This is a genomic window from Antrihabitans auranticaus (assembly GCF_016481275.1).
Taxonomy (GTDB): Bacteria; Actinomycetota; Actinomycetes; order Mycobacteriales; family Mycobacteriaceae; genus Antrihabitans.
In genome coordinates this window covers 33,068-53,354 of the sequence record NZ_JAEMNW010000011.1, presented here as the reverse complement: position 1 = coordinate 53,354, position 20,287 = coordinate 33,068, and the positions used below count along the sequence as shown (strand labels likewise).

15 protein-coding genes and 1 riboswitch are annotated in these 20,287 nt (G+C 65.9%); of the genes, 5 read left to right on the top strand and 10 right to left on the bottom strand.

Going from position 1 to position 20,287, the window contains the following annotated elements; all coding sequences use genetic code 11:
• Window positions 1-330: a GNAT family N-acetyltransferase gene (locus tag JGU72_RS28190; protein ID WP_199687613.1), complete on the bottom strand. Its 330-nt coding sequence runs from the start codon at window positions 328-330 to the stop codon at window positions 1-3.
• A gap of 123 nt (window positions 331-453) precedes the next feature.
• A riboswitch (TPP riboswitch) is annotated at window positions 454-564 on the top strand.
• Here JGU72_RS28190 and thiC point away from each other — a divergent pair.
• Both thiC and thiD read left to right on the top strand, forming a co-directional pair.
• Window positions 556-2,106: a phosphomethylpyrimidine synthase ThiC gene (gene thiC, locus JGU72_RS28185; RefSeq protein WP_199687612.1), complete on the top strand. Its 1,551-nt coding sequence runs from the start codon at window positions 556-558 to the stop codon at window positions 2,104-2,106. Its footprint overlaps the riboswitch before it by 9 nt.
• Window positions 2,107-2,125: 19 nt before the next feature.
• The gene (gene thiD, locus JGU72_RS28180) at window positions 2,126-2,977 is read left to right on the top strand and encodes a bifunctional hydroxymethylpyrimidine kinase/phosphomethylpyrimidine kinase (protein WP_199687611.1); all 852 of its coding nucleotides are present in this window, start codon (window positions 2,126-2,128) and stop codon (window positions 2,975-2,977) included.
• On the opposite strand, the gene JGU72_RS28175 is transcribed toward thiD, so the two are convergent.
• From JGU72_RS28175 to thiO, 7 genes are all read right to left on the bottom strand, one after another.
• Window positions 2,974-3,795: an adenylate/guanylate cyclase domain-containing protein gene (locus JGU72_RS28175; RefSeq protein WP_233533166.1), complete on the bottom strand. Its 822-nt coding sequence runs from the start codon at window positions 3,793-3,795 to the stop codon at window positions 2,974-2,976. The two genes, thiD and JGU72_RS28175, sit on opposite strands and share 4 nt — an antisense overlap.
• 85 nt (window positions 3,796-3,880) lie before the next feature.
• Entirely contained in the window at window positions 3,881-5,338 is a 1,458-nt protein-coding gene (locus tag JGU72_RS28170; RefSeq protein WP_199687609.1) for a M28 family metallopeptidase, read from the bottom strand.
• Window positions 5,339-5,496: 158 nt separating this feature from the next.
• Entirely contained in the window at window positions 5,497-6,270 is a 774-nt protein-coding gene (locus JGU72_RS28165; RefSeq protein WP_199687608.1) for an ABC transporter permease, read from the bottom strand.
• Window positions 6,270-7,211 (bottom strand): ABC transporter ATP-binding protein, encoded by a 942-nt coding sequence (locus tag JGU72_RS28160; RefSeq protein WP_199687607.1) that lies wholly within the window; start codon window positions 7,209-7,211, stop codon window positions 6,270-6,272. Before JGU72_RS28160 ends, JGU72_RS28165 begins: the two co-directional genes overlap by 1 nt.
• Window positions 7,212-7,929: 718 nt before the next feature.
• Complete coding sequence (gene thiG / locus JGU72_RS28155) at window positions 7,930-8,688, bottom strand: thiazole synthase (protein WP_199687606.1); 759 nt, start codon at window positions 8,686-8,688, stop codon at window positions 7,930-7,932.
• Entirely contained in the window at window positions 8,681-8,893 is a 213-nt protein-coding gene (gene thiS, locus JGU72_RS28150; protein WP_199687605.1) for a sulfur carrier protein ThiS, read from the bottom strand. Before thiS ends, thiG begins: the two co-directional genes overlap by 8 nt.
• Window positions 8,890-9,945 carry a glycine oxidase ThiO gene (gene thiO, locus JGU72_RS28145; protein WP_199687604.1) on the bottom strand — a complete coding sequence of 352 codons (1,056 nt, stop codon included), beginning with the start codon at window positions 9,943-9,945 and terminating at the stop codon, window positions 8,890-8,892. Before thiO ends, thiS begins: the two co-directional genes overlap by 4 nt.
• A gap of 131 nt (window positions 9,946-10,076) precedes the next feature.
• Here thiO and thiE point away from each other — a divergent pair, with 131 nt between their 5' ends.
• The gene (gene thiE, locus JGU72_RS28140; protein ID WP_199687603.1) at window positions 10,077-10,769 is read left to right on the top strand and encodes a thiamine phosphate synthase; all 693 of its coding nucleotides are present in this window, start codon (window positions 10,077-10,079) and stop codon (window positions 10,767-10,769) included.
• Here the strand turns inward: thiE and JGU72_RS28135 are convergent, their stop codons facing one another.
• Together JGU72_RS28135 and JGU72_RS28130 are read right to left on the bottom strand one after the other, a co-directional pair.
• Window positions 10,770-11,453 carry an NUDIX hydrolase gene (locus JGU72_RS28135; protein WP_199687602.1) on the bottom strand — a complete coding sequence of 228 codons (684 nt, stop codon included), beginning with the start codon at window positions 11,451-11,453 and terminating at the stop codon, window positions 10,770-10,772.
• Between the two features lie 48 nt (window positions 11,454-11,501).
• Window positions 11,502-17,360, bottom strand: a complete 5,859-nt coding sequence (locus tag JGU72_RS28130) for an amino acid adenylation domain-containing protein (protein WP_199687601.1) — start codon at window positions 17,358-17,360, stop codon at window positions 11,502-11,504.
• A 591-nt stretch (window positions 17,361-17,951) separates the two neighbouring features.
• On the opposite strand from JGU72_RS28130, the gene JGU72_RS28125 reads away from it, so the two are divergent.
• The gene (locus tag JGU72_RS28125; RefSeq protein ID WP_199687600.1) at window positions 17,952-19,304 is read left to right on the top strand and encodes a hypothetical protein; all 1,353 of its coding nucleotides are present in this window, start codon (window positions 17,952-17,954) and stop codon (window positions 19,302-19,304) included.
• A complete protein-coding gene (locus JGU72_RS28120) occupies window positions 19,301-20,287 on the top strand; it encodes a glutamate ABC transporter substrate-binding protein (RefSeq protein ID WP_199687599.1) in 987 nt (328 codons plus the stop codon). The genes JGU72_RS28125 and JGU72_RS28120 overlap by 4 nt, the downstream gene beginning before the upstream one ends.

Sequence of the window (20,287 nt, the reverse complement as noted above, 5' to 3'; positions counted from 1 at the left end):
TCACACCGCGATGACGACATCCCGGTAACCCGGGTTCTCGGCGAGATAGCGCCGGACGTACGAGCACACCGGCTTGACCTTCCAGCCGTAGGCCCGTGCCCGCTCCAGCGACCCCTTCACGATCACGCTCGCCAACCCGCGATGCCCGAAATCCTCGGTGATCACCGTGTGCATGAACGAAACGACGACCGGCCTCCCCGTCCGGGGACCACGTCCCGGGTCGACCTCGAAATACCCGAGGATGCCGACGAGGTCGCCGTTGAGCCACAGCTCGAACCGATTCTGACCTGCATTGTCGGTGACATTCACCGTCGCGGAATCTGCTAACACCCGTGCCTCCATCACACCGTCGCCGATCACCGCGTTGTGATGTACGCCACTATCTAACCGGCAGCCGACCCGGTTGTCACTCCCTTTGCCGAAACGTCTGGGCTAAGGTGCCAAGCGACAACTACACATTTCCACGGGGGCTCGCACCAGCGGGCTGAGAGGACGGCTATCGGGCCGTCGACCGTACGAACCTGACCGGATAATGCCGGCGTAGGGAGAAACACCATGACGGTGACGTCTGTAACCACGGGTCCGATCGAGGGCAGCAGCAAGCACTATCTCGAGCTCGACGGGCTTTCAGTACCTGTTCGCCGCGTCCATCTGACCAATGGCGAGCATTTCGATCTGTACGACACATCCGGTCCCTACACGGACTCGACGGTGACAATCGACCTCGATGCGGGTCTGCCGAAGCTGCGCGACGCCTGGACCAGACCGGCAGCCATCGGCGGCGCCGCCACACAACTCGAGTGGGCACGAGCCGGGATCGTCACCGATGAAATGCGGTATATCGCTGCGCGCGAAGGTTTCTCGCCCGAATTCGTCCGCGACGAGGTCGCCGTCGGGCGTGCCGTGATACCGGCCAATCATCGCCACCCCGAGTGCGAACCGATGATCATCGGCAAACAGTTCGCAGTGAAGGTCAACGCGAACATCGGCAACTCCGCCGTCACGTCGTCGATCGCCGAAGAAGTCGAGAAGATGGTGTGGGCGACCCGCTGGGGCGCAGACACGATCATGGACCTCTCGACCGGCAAGAACATCCACGAGACCCGCGAATGGATTCTCCGGAACTCACCCGTCCCGGTCGGCACCGTGCCGATCTATCAGGCGCTGGAAAAGGTCAACGGCGATCCGACGGCGCTGACCTGGGAGGTCTACCGCGACACAGTGATCGAGCAGTGCGAGCAAGGCGTCGACTACATGACGGTGCATGCCGGGGTGCTGTGGCGGTACATACCGCTGACCGCGAAACGGGTCACCGGAATCGTCTCGCGCGGGGGTTCGATCATGGCGGCGTGGTGCTTGGCCAATCGGCAGGAGTCGTTCCTGTACACACACTTCGAAGAAATATGCGAGATCCTTCGCCGCTACGACGTGACGTTCTCACTCGGCGACGGACTGCGCCCCGGCTCGATTGCCGACGCCAACGACGAGGCGCAGTTCGCCGAACTCCGCACCCTCGGAGAGCTGACCACAATCGCGAAATCGCATGGCGTGCAAGTGATGATCGAAGGCCCGGGCCATGTGCCGATGCACAAGATCGTCGAGAACGTGCGTCTGGAAGAAGAACTGTGCGAGGAGGCGCCGTTCTACACGCTCGGACCGCTCGCAACCGATATCGCGCCGGCCTACGACCACATCACCTCCGCGATCGGTGCAGCGATCATCGCCCAGGCCGGAACTGCCATGCTCTGCTACGTCACGCCGAAAGAGCACCTGGGTCTCCCCGATCGCGACGACGTGAAGGTCGGCGTGATCACCTACAAGATCGCGGCACACGCCGCGGACCTCGCCAAACAGCACCCGCGCGCCCAGGAGCGCGACGACGCGCTGTCGAAGGCGCGCTTCGAGTTTCGCTGGCTCGATCAGTTCGCACTCTCGCTCGATCCGGACACGGCGAACGCCTACCACGACGAGACCCTGCCCGCCGAGCCCGCGAAGACGGCGCACTTCTGCTCGATGTGCGGGCCTAAATTCTGCTCGATGCGCATCTCCGCGGACGTCCGCGAATACGCCGAGCGCAACGACCTCGGTCTGGTAACTAGGGTCTAGCACTGTGGAACGTGACGCTGTGGAACTACTGCCTCTGACACCCGACGGCCAAACGCCGGTTCGCGTCCTCACCATCGCTGGAACGGACTCCGGCGGTGGCGCGGGCATCCAGGCCGACTCGCGCACGATGGCGATGTGCGGTGTGCACGCACTCGTCGCCGTGGCGGCGGTAACGGTCCAGAACTCCGTCGGGGTCAGCGGGTTCCACGAGATCCCGCCGCAGATCGTCGCCGATCAGGTTCGGTCGGTCGTCGGCGACATCGGGCTCGGCGCCGCGAAGACGGGAATGCTTGCGTCGAGCAAGATCATCGACGCCGTCGCGGCCGTGTGCACCGAGGTCGGGATCGGTCGCAACGGGCAGGTCCCGCTCGTGGTCGACCCGGTGTGCGCGTCTATGCACGGCGATCCGCTGTTGCATCCGGAAGCGCTCGACGCCGTCCGGCACACGCTCATCCCGCTGGCGACGGTTGTCACACCGAATCTCGACGAGGTCCGGCTGATCACCGGTATCGACGTCGTCGACGACACCACCGCACGCAAGGCGGCCGAGGCCCTGCACGGCCTCGGTGCGCAGTGGTCGCTCGTGAAGGGCGGGCACCTTCGCACCTCGACGTCGAGTACCGACATCCTGTTCGACGGCGACCGCTTCCTGGAGTTCACGAGCCCGCGAATCGACACCGGCAACGATCACGGCGGCGGCGACACCCTCGCCGCGGCGATCGCGTGTGCCTTGGCAAACGGCTACGACGTCCCGCGAGCGGTGGAATTCGCGAAGGCGTGGGTCACGCGCTGCCTCGCGGCGTCCTACGACCTCGGCGCCGGGCACGGTCCGGTGTCACCGCTGTGGCGGCTACGCGAGGTGCGCGCTTAGGCCTCGCGAAGCTGGAAGATCCGCAGGTCCTCGGGGACTCCGTTCAGCGGCGCCGCAAAAAAGCTTCGCCGATACGGCTTGACGGTGTAGCCGAGCTTCATGAGAGTGTCCGGATGCAGCGCTTGCAGAGTATTTGCTGACAGCATCGTATTGCCGTTTCCACCCGCTTCCATGACGCGCGCGGCAATGGTCACGTCCACGCCCAGCCAGTCGCCGCCGATCTCTTTCGGCGCGCCGGTATGCATGCCGACCCGCATCTGCGGCTTGAAGCCCGCAACCTCGACGTCAGCAAGGTGTTCCCGCATGGCAACAACAGCCTGGACGGCCCGATCGGCCGACGTGAAGACCGCCATGAGCCCATCGCCCATGCGCTTGACGACGCTGCCGCCGCGGTCCACGACCGGCGGCTCGATCGCCTTGGCAACTTCGCGCAGCAGTTTCAGCGTCGCTTCGTCGCCGGCGCCCAGCGACCAACTCGAAAACCCCACCAGATCGGTGAAAACGATTGTGACTTCACGGTTTCCCTTACCGCGACCGACGCGCTCGAGCATCGCCTGCCACACCTGAAGTGCGCCGAGGCCGAGTTCGCGGGCAGCGCCGGGCTCGTCGCCGACGAGCCGATCGGTCACCCGCGCGACCGCACTCGCACCCCCTGGTCCAGCAGTCGACAGCGGATCGCCGAAACCTGGATCACCAGGCAGAACGTTGCGCAGGCGCCGTACCGAGTCGATCACCTGAGGTTTGCGATTCGTCGAATCCAGCCACTGGCCAAACGTGGTGTGACGTGCGGATTTACCCTCGTCCGACCTATCGTCCAGCGCGGCGGGCAGTGGCTGCTCGCCGTCACGAGACGATGTGTCGGTCACCAAACGAGGGTATCTCAGAGGCGGGTGCACAGGGCTGTCACTCGTCCTCGCCCCGAGCCGCCGCACGATCGGTTCCGACGGGAACACCGTCCGGTCCGGTGATATCCAGGGCATACGTGGCAACCCCCCAGGCAGCCGCGGCGGCGTTCAATTCGAGGGCGTCGCGGTTGATGTTTGCCAGAGTATCGCCAGGGCCGTGATAGTTCTCGTCGTAGGGCTTGTCCGCGGCACCGCCCCACTTCGCGGCCTGCTCCGGCGTCTTGTCGCCTTCGGCGCCGGAGAAGACACCGCCCGCGGGGATTTTGTGCTCGATGAACGGTCCGTAATCGGAGCGACCGCTGAAGTCGGAGCCCTCCGGGGAAATCCCGTGCTCGTCGAAGTACTCGTTGAACGTCCGCTCGATCTCGGCGGACCCTTGCGGACCTTCCGCCTCACCCTCGCCGTCCGAGTTGTCGCCGTCGTAGGTGAAGTAGGCGGGGTTCGGCGAACCCAGCATGTCGAAGTTCAGGTAGAGCGCAATGTCGTCGCTCTGTTCCTCGGTCAGTTTCTCGACGTAGTCGGTAGAGCCCAGCAGACCGAGTTCCTCGCCGCCCCACCAGGCAAAGCGCACCGCGTTCTCGATCTCCGGCGAACTGCCGAGTTGGGCCGCGATCTCGAGCAGGGCCGCCGATCCCGAACCGTTGTCGTTGATTCCAGGCCCCTCCGGCACGCTGTCGAGATGGGCGCCGACCATCACGACGTTGTCAGGTGAGCCCGTCTTCGTCTGCGCGATGACGTTCCGGGACGTCTGCCAGACCGTTTCGGCATCGATCTTCAACGTCAGGTCGCCACCGGCCGCGCCGAGACCGAGGAGTTCGGTGTCGTTGATCCGCGCCACGGGAATCTTCGCGGCCTCCGGTGCACCCAGGGTGCTGCCGCCTTCGGCGTTGTGAGCAAAGATCACGAGCACGGCCGCGGCTCCGCGGTCTGCCGCGATGCGCTGCTTCTGCACGAACTCACAGGTACCGCGCGGAACGACAACGATCGCGCCCGCCACGTCGAGACCGTCGTAGTCGGACTCCTCGCAGCCGGGTGAGTCGTCGGCGGGCACCGCGACAAGGCGCCCGCGGACCCCCTCGGGCGGTGTCGAAGGCGAAAACTCGAGCGGTGTGACCTCGAACGTCTTATCTCCGGCCGCAAGGCTGTCAGATCGCGTCTCGTACGTCGCGAACGTGAATTCCGGCGTCTGCACGTCGAAACCCAAAGCCTTCAGCTGGTCGGTCACATAGTCGACGCTTGCGTCGTACCCGGCCGTCCCAGCCGCGCGGTTGCCGTCGTGTTCCTTCGCGATGCGTTCCAGCGCAGCGAGATGCCCGACGACGGCGTCGATCCCGATCGAGGATGCGAACGTCTCGGGACTCAGCTCGTTCGACTCATCCGTGCTGCCCGAACCGCATGCGCTACCGACGAGCGCCACGGCAACCAGCGCAGCAGACAGTCTCAGAGCCGACCTCATTCGAACCCTCCCACAGATTTGAACAGCGTACCGAGTCACAGCGACGGCCCGGTGTGGGAAAACCCACACCGGGCCGATCGTGCACCCAAATCGCCCGGGCAGTGGGCAATTCGGGTGAAATGCGGCTCCCCCGACAGGAGCCGCGTGCCGGTCAGCTCTCAGGCATCGCGCCGGTTCACAACGAAGATCGCGGCACCGAACACGACCGCGACGAAGACCGCGAAGTAGATCAGGCTGCCCCACGGGCCCCAGTGAAAGTCGACGCTCGATGCGTTCTCGTCCATGAAGTGGTTGGCGTTGGCGAACGGAAGGAACGCGGTGATCTTCTCGCCGACGTTGCCGAAAAGCCCGACGAGCGACTCGATCAGCAGTGGCCACAGCACGACCAGCGAGATCGCCGCTGCAGACTGCTTCACGAGCGTGCCGACACCGATCGCGAGGACGACACACAGGAACGCGTAGATCGGGATGCCGTACACGGCTCGCCACTGCTCACCGGTCGACAATTCGAGCGGCGCCTGCGCGTCGGTGTTCGCGATCAGGCCGGCGACAAAGATCGCGCCGAACGCGAGCACCGACGTCAGGACGGCACCGAAGACGCCGACGAGACCCGCCTTGGTCGCAATCACCTTCGTGCGACTCGGCATCGCCTGGAACGTCGTCTTCAACGTTCCGAAGCGGTATTCACTCGTCACGACGAGCGCGGCCATGATCATCAAGACCATGACGCCGAAGCCCGTCACGCCACCGGCTGCGGTCGCGGGAGTCAACCCGGGAAACCCCTCAGAATTCTCGGGATCCGCGATCGCCTGATTGGCCACCCAGCCCATGAGAGCTGCGAAGCCGAGTCCGAGTACAACGATGATCGCTGCCGACCACCATGGTGATCTCGTCGACGTCAGCTTGATTCGTTCTGCTGCCAAGACGCCCATCAGAGCACCCCTCCCATCACTTCGTCGACGCCTTCGCCGTGGTACTGAACATCGTCGCCAGTCAGTTTCATGAACGCCTCTTCGAGCGATCCGCGTTGCGGCGCAAGCTCGAACAGCGTCACTCCGTTGGTACCCGCGAGCTGCCCGATCTCGTCGCTGCGCGCACCGAGCACGACCAGCGCAGGGCCTTCGATGCTGTTGTCCTCGCGAACCGTCAGGCCGTGCGAGGTGAGCAGGCTGCGCAGGAGGTCGAGCTGCGGACTACGCACGCGCACGGTCGATTCCGACGACTTGTCGATGAACTCCTGCACCGTGGAGTCGGAGATCAAGCGGCCGCGGCCGATGACCACGAGGTGCTCGGCCGTCTGCGACATCTCCGACAGCAGATGGCTCGACACCAGGACGGTCCGGCCTTCTGCCGCGAGCCGGTGCATGAACTTGCGGATCCAGAGGATGCCTTCGGGATCGAGTCCGTTGACGGGCTCGTCGAAGAGCAGCACCTTCGGGTCGCCGAGCAGCGCGCCGGCAAGGCCGAGCCGCTGCGACATGCCGAGTGAGAACCCACCCGCGGACTTGCCCGCGACTTCGGTCAGGCCCACGAGGCGCAGGACCTCGTCCACCCGGGACTTCGGAATGCCGTTGGACGCCGCCATCCACTGCAGGTGCGCGCGCGCCGAGCGGTTGGGGTGTACCCAGCGCGCATCCAGCAACGCACCGACCTCGCGCAGCGGGTTGGTGAGGTCGCTGTAGTGCTTGCCATTGATGAGTGCAGTGCCCGCAGTGGGCTTGTCGAGACCGAGAATCATCCGCATCGTGGTCGATTTACCGGCACCGTTCGGCCCGAGGAACCCCGTCACCTGTCCAGGTTTGACAGTGAACGAGAGGTCGTCGACCGCAACGGTCTTGCCGTAGTGCTTGGTCAATCCTCTTACTTCGATCATGGGATCAACTATCTCCCGTAATCGCCGGTAAACACATCGACCGGAGGTCTCGATTCGGGTCATCCAAAAGGATGAGAGAACCCTGAGCCTGGGGTGGGGCGTTGATGATCACGACCAACGGGTCAACAACACGCCGACAACACGAGCCATTTCCTCGTGATCACGACCAACGCCGCACGGGTAGCCGGTGATCACGACCAAAAGGCGCGCGGGCGCCGGTGATCACGAACAAATGGTCAGCAACACGCCGACAGCACGAGCCATTTCCTCGTGATCACGACCAACGCCGCGCGGGTAGCCGGTGATCACGACCAAATGGCGCGCGGGCGTCGATGATCACGACCAAAAGGTCACCAACACGCCGACAACCCAAGCCATCTCCTCGTGATCACCAACCAACGCCGCACGGGCAGCCCCTGATCACGACCAAATGGTCCTGGGCATTGACGATCACGACCAAATGGCGCGCGGGCGCCCCTGATCACGACCAAAAGGTCAGCGACACCCCGACAACACGAGCCATTTCCTCGTGATCACGAACAAATGGCGCACGGGCGCCCGTGATCACGACCAAAAGGTCACCAACACGCCGACAACACGAGCCATTCCCTCGTGATCACCAACCAACGCCGCACGGGCGCCCGTGATCACGACCAAAAGGTCACCAACACCCCGACACCCCAAGCCATTTCCTCGTGATCACCGCACCTGGAAACGCCTAGATCGCCGGCGACGACGCCTGTGCCCAGAACCGCTTCGGGATCCGTCCTGCCTGGCGCGCCCGGTGGCCCGCGCGGACCGCGTCGGCCATGGCCGCGGCCATGAGCGCGGGGTTCTTTGCCCTGGTCACGGCGGTTGCGAGGAGGACGGCGTCGCAGCCGATCTCCATGGCGAGGGCGGCGTCGCTGGCCGTACCGATCCCCGCGTCGAGAATGACGGGGACGCCCGCTGCCTCGACGATCATCTCGATGTTGTGCGGATTCGCGATACCGAGACCGGTGCCGATCGGCGAGCCCAGCGGCATGACTGCCGCGCAACCCGCTTCTTCGAGCCGGCGTGCCAAGATCGGATCGTCGGTCGTATAGGGCAGAACGATGAACCCGTCGTCGACCAGTTGTTCTGCTGCCGTGATCAGCTCGATGGCGTCCGGCAGCAGGTTTCGTTCGTCGGCGATGACCTCGAGTTTGATCCAGTTCGTTTCGAGCGCCTCGCGGGCGAGTTGCGCAGTGAGCACAGCTTCGGCAGCACCCTTGCAGCCCGCCGTGTTCGGAAGCGGCGCTATCTCCATGCGCTTCAACAGGTCCAGCACTCCGGTTCCGCCGGCGGAGTCGATGCGGCGCATCGCAACCGTCGTCAACTCGGTGCCCGACGCGACAAGCGCTTCTTCCAGCACCGCAAGGCTTTCCGCGCCGCCGGTGCCCATGATGAGCCGGGAGCCGAAGTGCCGGCCCGCGATACAGAGCGAGTCGTCAGCCACCCTGCACCGCCGTGAGAACCTCTATCTCCCAACCCTTTTGGACGCTCTCGTCCCAGCGCGCCTTGGGGAAGACGGCACCGTCGACCGCCAGCGCGATGCCTTTCTCCGGCAACCGCAGACGGTCGAGCAACTGCCGAACCGACACTTCTTCGGTCAACGTGTGCTCTTCACCGTTCACGGTGATCCCGATCAAAACTGCGCTCATCGAACCACTCCTGAAAATCGTTCTGGGTCTGCATGTTTGGCCTCGGGTAGCGCCGTTCCAGCCAGCGCCGCAAGGACTGCGTCCACGGTCAGCGGCGCGAGCAGGATCCCGTTGCGGCCGTGCCCTGTGGCGACCACGACCCGGTCCGACACCCTGCCGATCAGCGGAACATTGTCGGCACTGACCGGTCGCAGGCCGGCCGCGGTCTCCGCCAGCTCGTACTCCCCGATGCCCGGGAGCAGCGCTTCCGCATCCGCGATGAGGTCACGCACACCGCCGACCGTCACCCGCGTGTCGTCGCCGAACTCGTACTGCGTCGCACCGACGACGATCCCGTCTGCCCGCGGGACGAGGTACACCGGCCTGCCGTGCACCCGCGCGCGGACCGTTCTGCTCGGCCCCGGCGCGGCACCCGGTCGCGTCCGGAGTCGCAGGATCTCGCCTTTGACGGGACGGACCGGCAATCCCGGCCACAACGCCGCCGACCGCGAACCGGCGGCGAGAACGACCTGATCCCCGCCGACCGCATCGAGGTCTTCGACAGGTTCCTCGAGCACCGAAACTCCGGCTTCGAGAACTGCTCGCTGCAGCGCGCCGAGCAGCAGCCGATTGTCGACGGACCGCTCGTTCGCGGCGAGCAGTCCCAACCGAATACTGCGCGGCAGGGCAGGCTCGAGTGCCCTGACCCCAGCACGGTCCACGATCTCGAGGTCATGGCCTTGCTCACCGACGAACGCCGCGATGGTTCGCAGGTCGGCGGCGTCGGCCGAATCGAGTGCGACGGTCAAGGTGCCGGACGACGTGAAGACCTGCTCGCCGAGCCGGTCCGCGAATTCGGCCCAGCGGTCCAGCGACGCTGCGCCGAGACCGAGCAGCCGCTCTTCGCCGGGCCAGCCTTCCGACAGTGGGGCAAGCATCCCGCCCGCCACCCACGACGCACCCGACGCGGGCTGCGGATCGAACAGTGTTACTTGCCAACCGTTCTGCGCGGCGCGCCACGCGATCGACATCCCGATCACGCCGCCACCGACAACAGTCAACGTCTGCGCCACAACCACCTCACTCCCCGCGCCGGCATTACCCGGATCAGGTCCGAACGGTCGGGGCCGCGTCAGCGGCCTCCCTCTCAGCCCAACCGGGGCTCCCGTGTCCTCTTCCCACGGTAGCGGCTACCGTCGGAACCGTGCATACGCATTCTGTCAGGGGGCCGTCGCCTCGTGAGCGACTGGCCACTGCATACCTGTACCTCTGCACCGATGCCCGGCGCGAGAAGGGCGACCTCGCAAAATTTGCGGACGCCGCGCTGGCCGGTGGGGTGGACATCATCCAGTTGCGCGACAAGGGCTCCGCCGGTGAAGCGAAGTACGGGACGCTGGAGGCACGCGACGAACTCGCCGCTCTCGCAGAGCTGCGCGCCGCGACCCGGCGCCACGGCGCCCTCCTGGCGGTCAACGATCGTGCCGACATCGCGCTGGCCGCGGGTGCGGACGTACTGCACCTCGGCCAGGGCGATCTGCCTGTCCACTACGCACGCCGCATCCTCGGCAACGACGTCGTCATCGGCCGGTCGACCCACAGCCGGGCGCAGGCCGGGCTGGCTGCCATCGAGGAAGGCATCGACTACTTCTGCACCGGACCGATCTGGGCGACGCCGACCAAGCCGGGGCGCACAGCCGCCGGGCTGGACCTCGTCCGCAGCACGCACGACGCCGGACCGTCCCGAACGTGGTTCGCGATCGGCGGTATCGACACCAAGCGCGTTCCGGAGGTCAAGGCGGCCGGCGCGAGCAGGATCGTCGTGGTCCGCGCGATCACCGAAGCACGAGATCCTGAGGCCGCAGCTCGCCAGTTGAAGTCGCTGGTGCTGCAACCGTAGTCACGCCAGCAAATCGCCGGTCGCCAAGGCAAGGGCATTGACCGGCAGCTCGGGCAGTCCGTTCACGTCGTCGCTGACGACGACGGTGAGGATCGACGGGTCGTCCGAATCCGACTCGGCGACCCCCGGCAGCCAACCGAAGCGGCCGTCGGGCAGTTCGATCGTGCGCGGTATCGCGTCGATCAGCTTGTCTCGATCTGCGACGTCTCCGAGCACCATCCGCACCCGGACCGCGCGCAACAATTCCCAGCTGACCGCGAAACCCGGATGCAGCGGCAGACCGCTGACCTCGGCTTCGGGCACCCACCGCAGTTCGGCGCTCTCCCCGTTGCGGATCGTCGACAACGTCGCCGCCGCATCCGCGACGACCGTCGTGTAACTCCAGCCACTCAACGCTCGCGCGGTGACCCGTTCGGCCCGTACCTGCAGCAAATTCTCGGTGAGCCCCGCCTCTTCGCGGGCCTCACGCATCGCGGCGCGAACGGTCGACTCGTGACTGTCACGTGCCCCACCGGGCAGGCCCCAGGTTCCGCCCTGGTGGCTCCACGGTGCACGGTGCTGCAGCAGCACTGCTGACTCGGCACCCTCCAGCGGTGCCCGGACGAGCAACCCGGCCGCGCCGTGCCGGCCCCAATGCCTACTGCCATCGGGGCTCAACGACCAGCCATCACCGTCACCGCGCATGTATCGACTGTATTCGAGGATCGAGGGTCGGGTCTGCCTGGTGGAGCTCTAGGCGTGCGCGGTCGTGACGGGTTCCCGCGCCAGCCAACGCTCCAGGTCCGGCCCGAGAACCGCGAGCGCCGCGGGCGCCATCATCTCCGCGTGCGTCGCCGGAACCTGAGTTGTCTGGATCCGGCCCTGCACGTACGGCCCCCACGCCCGAGCACCGTCGATTCCACCGTGTTCGGCACCGAAGAAGCGGATGTCGCCGTCGAACTGCGCCGGCTTGTAGGTCCTCGTCAGCTCGGCGGACCGCATCGCCGCGGCAATCATCCGCTGCAGGCGCTCGCCGGTGAGCCTCGCCGACGCCCCGCCGAAGACCTCGACCATCTCCTGGGCCTCGCCAACCGTGAGCGTCGTCGGGTCGGCATCGGCAGCGATCTGCACACCGGTGGACCGCAGTGTCGCGACCAATTCGGACCGGACGACAGCGGCATCGATCGCCGGCTCGGAGTCGACGAGCGTCAGCGATACCGACTGGCCCTGGGCCTGCAGCTCCGCGGCCATCGCATGGGCGATCACTCCGCCGAGCGACCAGCCGAGGAGGCGATAGTGGCCCTCGGTCTGCACACGCCGGATCTCATCGACGTACCGCACGGCGAGCGCGTGGATCGACGGTGCCGCGAAGTCCGCTTCCAGAATTGCCGGCGTCTGCAGTGCATAGATGGGCCGCGACGAATCGACGTAACGCGCGAGTTCGCGGTAGGACCAGCCGAGCCCGCTCAGCGGATGCACGCAGAAGAGCGGATCTGCCGAATTGCCACGCCCCACATGGACGATGGGTCGCAACGCAGCATCGGCGTCGGCATTCGAAATTTCGGGTTGCGTGAGCCGCCAGGCCAATTGCTCGACAGTGGGATCGGTGAAGAACCACGGCAGCAGCACGGTCGTACCGAGGTCGTAGCGCAGGATCGCGGACGCCCTCGCAGCGAGCAGGGAATGCCCGCCGAGTTCGAAGAAGTTGTCGTCCAAGCCGATTCGCTCGATACCGAGGACCTCCTCGAAGACGTCGGCGATCGTCCGCTCGACCGGTGTGCGGGGTGCGCGGTACTTCCGCGGTTCGACGACCGGCGCGGGCAGCGCGCGGACGTCGAGCTTTCCGTTCGACGACCGCGGAATCTCGTCCACCACCATCGAGGCGCTGGGGACCATGTAGGACGGCAGTTCTCGCGCAAGCGTGGAACGCAGGTCGGCCGGGTCGACGCTCGCACCGTCTGCCGCCACGACGTAGCCGATCAATTGATTTCCGACGTGCTCGTCGGCACGCGCCACGACCGCCACCTGGGCGATGTCGTGCTGCCGCAGCAAGGCCGCCTCGACCTCGCCGAGTTCGACGCGGAAGCCACGAACCTTGACCTGGAAGTCGGTCCGGCACAGGTACTCGAGTTCGCCGTCGCGGTTCCACACGACGAGGTCGCCCGTGCGGTACAGCCTCGTTCCAGGTGCGCCGTACGGATTGCCGACGAATCTCTCCGCTGTCAGTCCGGGCCGGTCGAAGTAGCCGCGGGCAAGCTGCGTACCCGCCAGGTACAACTCACCCGGAACGCCGACGGGGACCGGGTGTAGGCGCGAATCCAGCACGTACACAGCGGTATTCCACTCCGGCACACCGATCGGCACCGACGTTGTGTTCGCCGCGCACACGGTGTGTGCGGTCACCGATACGGCGGTCTCCGTGGGGCCGTAGAGGTTGACCAACTCGGCGGCATTGCCGCGCCGGAACCGCTGTGCGGTGTCGGCGGGAAGTGCTTCACCGATGACGAGCACCCGGCGCAGAGCGGGTGTGAGTTCGCCGTCCGCGTCGGTGAGCAGCGCGTCGAGCATCGACGGCACGACGTGCAACGTGCTCACCCGCGCCCGCTCGAGCAGAGCATTGAGATAGGACGGGTCGCGGTGGCCGTCCGGCGACGCGATCACCATCCTCGCGCCGGATACCAGCGGCGACCAGAATTCCCAGACGGAGAGATCGAACGTCGCCGACGTCTTCACGAGCACGGCGTCCTCACCGCCGAGCGTGTATTCGGCTCGCTTCCACAGCAATTGGTTCGTAATCGCACCGTGCGACACCGCCACACCCTTCGGACGGCCCGTGGACCCCGAGGTGAAGATGACGTAGGCGGTGTTCGACGCCCGGAGTTCCCCACGACGCTCGGCGGCGGCGATCGGGTGTGCCGACACCCCGGACAGCTCGAGCGTGTCGACGGCGACGACGGGCACGTCGGAGGCGATAGGCAATCCACCGCGCGCAGTAGTCAGCACGCAGACGGGGCGTGCGGTCTCGAAGATGTGCGCGATCCGCGCCGCCGGATGGTCGACGTCGACCGGTACGTACGCGCCGCCCGCCTTGACGACCGCGTACATCGCGACCACGAGGTCCACAGACCGCTCCATGGCCAGCACGACCAGGCGCTCCGGGCCGACGCCGAGTGAGATCAGATGCCGTGCAAGCCGATTGATCCGAGCGTCGAGCTCGGCGTAGGTCAGCTCCGTCAACCCACCGGCTGCGTCGTCGGCGACGATCGCGAGTGCGCCGGGGGCCGCCGCGACCGCCGCGTCGAACAGCGACACCAATGTCTGGCCGGGCTCGACAGCGTGGTCCGTGGTGTTCCAATCCGCGAGCAGACGCGGCCGCTCGGCGGCGTCGAGAATGTCGACGTCGCCGACTATCGCGGCCGGATCGGCAAGCACGCCGCGGATGATCCGCTCATAGCGGCGCGCAAACGTGCGCACCGAACTCTCGTCGAAAAGATCTGTTGCATAGCCGAACTCGATGAGAATCGGCCCGGGATCCCCGTTTTCCTCGTGCTGATCGACGATGCTGATTTGGAGATCGGTCTTCGCGAGCTGCGCGTCGAACTCGACCGCCGCCACCTGCAGGCCGGGCAGTTCGAGTGGCCGGGTGGACATGTTCTGGAACGAAAAGCCGATCTGGAACAGCGGATTACGAGAGACCGACCGCGGCGGATTCAGCACCTCGACCAATCGCTCGAACGGCACATCCGCGTTCGCGTAAGCCTGCAGGTCGGCCTCACGGACACGGCGCAGGAGCGCATCGAACGACTCGTCGTCGTGGACGCGGGTCCGCATGACCAGCGTGTTGACGAACATTCCGATCATGTCGTCGAGTTCTCGCTCACCCCGCCCGGCAACCGGTGTCCCGACGACGATGTCGTCGGCGCCCGACAGTCGTGCGATCAGGACCGCCAGCGCCGCGTGCAGGACCATGAACGGGGTCGCACCGGACGCTTTTGCCAGCGCGAGGATCTCGTGGTGCGTGCTCGCATCGAGTGTCAGGTCCGTCGATGCTCCGCGGAAGGACTGCACGGCGGGACGCGGCCGGTCCGTCGGCAATTCGATGTGGTCCGGAACGCCGGACAACTCGGCTTTCCAGAACGCAATCTGCTGTGCCACAAGCGATTGCGGATCGTTGTCGGAGCCGAGCAGTTCCCGTTGCCAGAGCGCATAGTCGGCGTACTGCACCTCGAGCGGCGCGACAGCGGGGACGCTTCCGGCGGCGCGTGCCGCATAGGCGGCCGCGAGGTCGCGCGCAAACGGCAACATCGATGAACCGTCTGCGGCTATGTGGTGCACGACCACCGCGAGCACGTGTTCGTCCGTGCCGAGTTCGAACAACATGACGTGGAGCGGAACTTCGGTGGTGACATCGAAGCCGCGCAGCGCGACGTCCAGGATCCGCTCTTCGAGTTGCTCGGCAGCGATCGGTACGGGCGACAGATCGGGCACGGGGCTGTCCGCCGGCAAAATCACCTGGTAGGGACCGTCTTTGTCGGTCGGATACAGCGTGCGCAGGGTCTCGTGGCGCGCGATGAGATCACCGAGCGCGGCTTGCAGCGCAGCCTGATCGAGCGGTCCCGACAGCCGGACCGCGAACGGAATGTTGTCGACGGCAGAGTCCGTATCGAACTGATTGAGGAACCAATAGCGCTGCTGCGCATAGGACAGCGGCGGCCGGGCGGGTCGGTAGCCCGCGACCAATGCGAGCCGCGCGCCTTCGCCCTTACGCTTCTCCGCTTCCGCGGCGAGGGCGTGCACCGTCGAGGATTCGAACACGATCCGCGCGGGAATCCGGGCGTCGAGTGCCGCGCTCAGCCGGGCCGCGACCTGTGTCGCTACCAGCGAATTTCCGCCCAGTTCGAAGAAGTCGTCGTCGCGGCCGACACGTTCGAGCGCAAGCACCTGACCGAACACCTCGGCGACAATCTCTTCCATTGCCGACGCCGGTGCCACATAGGCCTTCGTCTCGAGCACAGGCACGGGTAGTGCGCCGCGATCGATCTTCCCGACCGGTGTCAGCGGGATCCGCTCGAGCACGGTGACCGCGGCAGGCACCATGTGCGCCGGCAGCGCTCGAGACAGTCCGGCCGTGAGGTCGCCGGGGCAGAGCTCGCGACCAGTCACAGGGAGAACGTAGGACGCGAGAATGGTTGTACCGCTGGCAGTTCGGTGGCCGATCGTGGTAGCGAAAGCAACATCGGCATGCGCGGCGAGCACCGCGTCGATCTCGCCCAGTTCGATCCGGAAGCCGCGAATCTTCACTTGCGAATCGTTGCGACCGACGAACTCGACGGCGCCCGAATCCCGCAGCCGGACAATGTCTCCCGTCCGGTACAGCCGATCACCCGGGTCGGCCGAGTACGGGTTGGCGACGAATCGCTCTGCCGTCATTCGTGCCCCGGAGTGATAGCCGCGGGCCAGTTGTACCCCCGACAGATACAACTCGCCCGCGACGCCCGTGGGCACGCGGCGAAGCCGGCCGTCGAGCACGTGTGCCGACATGTTCCGGATTCCCGCGCCAATGGTGATCGGCGCCCCTGGCTGGAGCGGATCGCTGATGTTGGTCATGATCGTCGTCTCGGTCGGCCCGTAGCCGTTGTGGAATGCGCGTCCCGGCGCCCACCGGTTCACCAATTCGGGCGGGCAGGCTTCACCACCGACGACCACGACACCGAGGGTTTCGAGACCCTCCGGATCGATCGAAGCCAGCGCCGCAGGCGTGATGAATGCGTGGGTGACACCTTCGGCAGCGATCAGCGACGCAAGTTCGGCGCCGCCGTAGATCTCCGGCGGAGCGACGACCATCGTCGCGCCTGCACCCACGGCGAGCAGCAATTCGAGGACCGACGCATCGAAACTCGGCGACGCGAAATGCAGCGTCCGCGACTGCGCGGTGAGGTGATACCTGTCCACCTGCTCGGCACAGAAGTTCGCCAGGCCGGCATGCGTCACGACGACACCCTTGGGCACACCGGTGGAGCCGGAGGTGTAGATCACGTAGGCCGGGTTCTCGGCTCGCAGCGGTCGTACGCGGTCGACGTAGGAAACCGGCTCAGCCGACAGCGCGGCCAACTCGGCGTCGATCTCGGCGGTGCCGAGCGTGAACCAGTCGACGTGTGCGGGCAGGTCATCGATCGCGGTCGCTACGGTCAAACCGAGCGTCACACCCGAGTCGGCGACCATATGCGCGGTCCGGGAGACGGGATAGTTCGGGTCGATCGGGACGAAACCGGCACCGGTCTTTGCGACCGCCCAGACCGCGAGCACGGACTCCAACGAGCGTGGGATACCGATCGCGACGAGGTCCTCGGGACCGACACCCCGCGTGATGAGCAGCCGCGCGAGCCGCGACGACTTCGCGTCCAACTCCGAGTAGGTGAGCTGGCGACCCTCGTACGAGATCGCTACGGCGGCGGGGTCGAACTCCACCGCTTTTGCCAGCAGTTGCGGCAGCGGAACCGACCGGCGGCGGCGCTGGCTCGGCCCATCGGCCTTGGCGCGCCGTTCCTTCCTGTCGCGACGATTGCTACCTTGCGCAGTCGCGCCTATCGCAGGTCCAGTTGTCGTGTCCATCAGCAGAGCCCCAACCCTTCTCCGAACCAGGTGTACAGAAAACGGTCCCGTATCAATTCCGTATCAGCGCGCTACTCCTTGACGCACAATTCCGATCTCGCTGATCCGAACCATTCCTTCGCGAGCCAAACAATTTCCGCAGCCGAGTAACAACCTGCCCATTCGGCGCGAACAATAAACAACACACCTAAGCCCGACCGAAGGTTGTTGGCTGGGAGGATAACCCGAAAAGCCAGCGCGAATCCAATTGACACGAGCAGCCGACTTGTCAATTCCCTATTACGATATTCAAATCTCGAATAATGCCGCATGTTCGAAACATTTGGGCGTCGTAATACCAATTAAACTGGCCTCGGGTTTGTTTTGCGGGCGTGATAGCCGATATCGATTCGGTGAATACGCGGATTGCCGGTACCTCGCCATCAACCGCGGACGCGAAGACGGCGCCGCCCCAGCTGTGGCGTCCGACACGTACCAACCGGTCCGATTATTCGACGTGAGCCCGAATGGCCGACAGCTTCCCGCGCGGCGAGGTTGGAGCCACGGCGCGGTTGGAGCCACAATGGAGTTCCCAATTGCCTGGAGGTTCGTGTGGTCGGTGCGCCGTCGGCAAACCCGTCGCTTCGGTCGCTGCAGGGCAATCTCACGCCGAAGGCCGCCGCGGCCATCGTTCGCGAACACCTCGATCCCAACGACATCCGGGTGTTCGTGCGGTCCTCCCCCGCCAGGCTGCTCGCACTCGGAGTCGTGATCGTCACGTTGTGCCTGGTCGCCGGGATAGTCGCGGCGAACACGACGAGCAACCGGCAACAAACGCTCAACGAACTACTCGCCGAGAGCGAGCCCTTCGCCGCCTCGGCCCAGCAGTTGTACAGCTCGCTGTCGGTCGCCGATGCGGCCGCCGCCACCGCATTCATTGCCGGCGGGCTCGAGCCGCAGGACGTTCGCGATCGCTACACACAGGCGATCGGAGAAGCGGCAACGGAGCTGACCAGCGCCTCCGGTTCCCCGGATCCCGAGGCACCGGCGCGGAAGTTGCTGTCCTCGGTCGCGTCGTTCCTGCCTGTCTACACCGGGCTCGTCGAGACGGCCCGGACCAACAACCGCAGCGGCTACCCGGTCGGCGCCGCGTACCTCGCCGAAGCCTCGACGCTGATGCAATCGAAGATGCTCCCGGCCGCCGAGGAGTTGCACGCACGCCAGGCGAGCGCGGTCGCCGACACCCAGCGCAGGTTCGTGCAACCGCCGTGGCTGGCTTTCGGACTGCTCGTGCTCGCCCTTGCAGCACTGGTCGTGGCACAGCTGATCCTGTTGCGCCACTGGCACCGGATCTTCAATCCCGGCATGATCCTCGCGTCGTTGACCATGGCTGCCCTGCTCGTCTGGATGATCGTTGCCGGGTGGTTGTCGGCCTCGGCCACCAACCGGGCGCTCCACCACGGCAGCGTGCCGCTGGGCTTGCTCACCGAAAGCCGCATCCTGGCCCAGCAGGCGCGTTCGGACGAGACGTTGAAGCTGGTTCGGCGCGACACGACGGGACAATTCGATTCGTTCTACGACGACGACATGGCACGGCTGGCGCAGCGACTCGGCGAGTACGGAACAGACACCGAAGGCGCACATCTCGTTGCGGATGCACTGGCGGCACAAGAGCGGTGGCTGGTCGCGCACAAGCGCATGAACGACACTCTCGACGCGGGCGATTTCGCAGGCGCGGCCGTCGTAGCCATCGGCCCCGGCGACGCAGACTCGGCAGCGCAGTTCGAGGCGGTCGATTCCGCGATTGCGCAGGCAATACTCGACACGCGCGCCACACTGCGCGCCAACATATCGCGCGCGGCGCGGTCGCTCGAGGCGCTCGGCGCGGGCGCCATGGTGCTCGCGATCCTGTCGACACTCTGGATTGCCCTCGGACTGTGGCCACGCTTGCGGGAGTACCGATGAGCGCCCGAATGCGCCGGTTGGCGTTACTGCTCGCCGTGGTGGTGGCGGCAGGCGCGAGCTGTTCGGTCGAACCGACGTCCAATGCAGAATTGCCCGCCGCCACTGCGGTTTTCACTGCGCCGCCGCTGCCGAGCGGCGCGGAAGCCGCCGCGTCCACAACCCAGAACGCGCCGCCGCCGAACGAGTGCGGTGATCCGACAGCGAGCCTGCGACCGGTCACCGACGAAGGCGAACCGCCCGGGCCCAATGTGGACGCGATCCGCGCCCGCGGCCGGTTGATCGTCGGATTGGACTCCGGCAGCAACCTTTTCAGCTTCCGCAATCCGGTCACCGGATCGATCGACGGCTTCGATGTGGAAATCGCCAAGGAGATCGCGTTCGACCTCTTCGGCGACCGGGAACGGCTCGAGTTCCGGATCCTCAGCTCGGCGGATCGCGTCACGGCGCTGCAGGAGCGCAGCGTGGACCTCGTCGCAAAGACGATGACCGTGACGTGCGCGCGCCGCGAACAGGTCACTTTCTCGACGGTCTACTTTCAGGCGAGCCAGCGCATCCTGGTCGTCAAGAACTCCGGGATCAGGAGTGTCGCGGACCTCGCCGGTAAGCGGGTCTGCGTCGCAAAGGGTTCGACGTCGCTCAATCACATTCAGGAGCGCCAGCGTGCGGCGACGATCATGACGGTCCCGACGTGGGCGGACTGCCTCGTCGTCTTGCAGCAACGCCAGGTCGACGCGATCAGCACCGACAACTCCATCCTCGCCGGGCTCGCCGCACAGGATCCCTACGTGGAAATCGTCGGAGAGTCGATCAGTCCCGAGCCATATGGCATCGGCATCACCAAGGGCAACGACGATCTGGTCCGATTCGTCAACGCCACACTCGAGCGGATTCGGGGCGACGGGACCTGGAACCGCATCTACTCGCGGTGGCTGACCGTGCTCGGGCCTTCGCCGGGACCGCCCACCCCGCACTACGCGGATTGA